Origin of the sequence: Breznakia pachnodae, assembly GCF_030814225.1 — a bacterium.
GTDB classification, from domain to species: Bacteria; Bacillota_I; Bacilli_A; order Erysipelotrichales; family Erysipelotrichaceae; genus Breznakia; species Breznakia pachnodae.
This window is the reverse complement of sequence record NZ_JAUSUR010000021.1, coordinates 1-1,114: the sequence shown is the minus strand read 5'-3', so window position 1 is coordinate 1,114 and position 1,114 is coordinate 1. Positions and strand designations below refer to the sequence as shown.

At 33.9% G+C, this 1,114-nt stretch carries 1 protein-coding gene; it reads right to left on the bottom strand.

What is annotated here, in order from left to right:
* Positions 1–238: 238 nt before the first annotated feature.
* On the bottom strand, positions 239–1,039 hold the full coding sequence (locus tag J2S15_RS20275; protein WP_307412312.1) for a UPF0236 family transposase-like protein: 801 nt from the start codon (positions 1,037–1,039) through the stop codon (positions 239–241).
* Positions 1,040–1,114: the final 75 nt, after the last annotated feature.

Here is a 1,114-nt window from a genome sequence, read left to right as displayed (position 1 = left end):
AAAGTTGTTGTAAGTCAAATCCATTCAAATAATGAGAACGATTCCTTAAATAGGTTTCTAGGTTATCTCTTTTGTAACCTTTGGGAACACTGGTAAAACTAGATGCAATGTAATGTGAAATAGCAGACTCCATGCTACAGGACATTGCTCCATTCTGATAGCTGTTTTGTATATACTTCCAGTTATTGAGAATGTAGGATTCTTGTTGAAAAAGGTTTCTTCTTTATCAGGATTTACTTCAATAAAACCATTTATCATCTTTAGAAAGTAGAATATGTTTATTGACTAGTTTATGTCTAGTTTTCGAGACACCGATATTCTCTATATCTTCAAAGATAACAGCAGCCTTTGTCATTTGTTTTTCCACTACTAACTCACCATCAACTTCTTTGTGCGATTGTAGAGGGATGAATTTTTCATCAGCCATGATATAGAGATAAGGAGGAGTTACTTCACGAGAGGATAAAGGAGGATCAATTACAGGCATCTTCTTAAGAGTATTGAAAATGGTTTGACGAGGAATACAAAAGTCTTTGCGAATATAGTCTAAGGAAAAGGCAGAGTAAATACGTTCCCCAAGAATCTTACCAACTTTAATCATCGAGTTAGAGTCAGCGTAATAATCAACAATCATGGCTTTGACACAAGGATCGTAACGATCATATTTAGGAATCCCTAAAAGTGAATCGAGATGACAGTAAGTACCATTAGAACCATCTTTAAAGGAGTAAATGGTACGAGTATAGGTAATGATACCAAAGGGAGTAATAAGAGTTCTAGAACGAGTGACTTTGACGTAGTAACGAGACTTACGAGAGTTGGAGTTACGGAAGGAAAGGTCAATCGCTTCAAGGTGAGAAACGAGAAGAGAAAGAATAAGACTTTTAGAGGCCGAGGCAAGAGCAGCGATGTAGTTAGAATAATTATGAATATCAGAAGAAAGATTTAGTGGGAATGATAAAGACTCATGAAGATTAGAAAAATCAGAAAAATGAGAATTGATAATGTTTGAGTTAAAGAAATGTGATAAAATGTTCATGTGATATATACCATTCATTTAAAATTGTTTTTTGTCGAACTTAATTTTATAAGGATATATCACTTTTTTCAATTC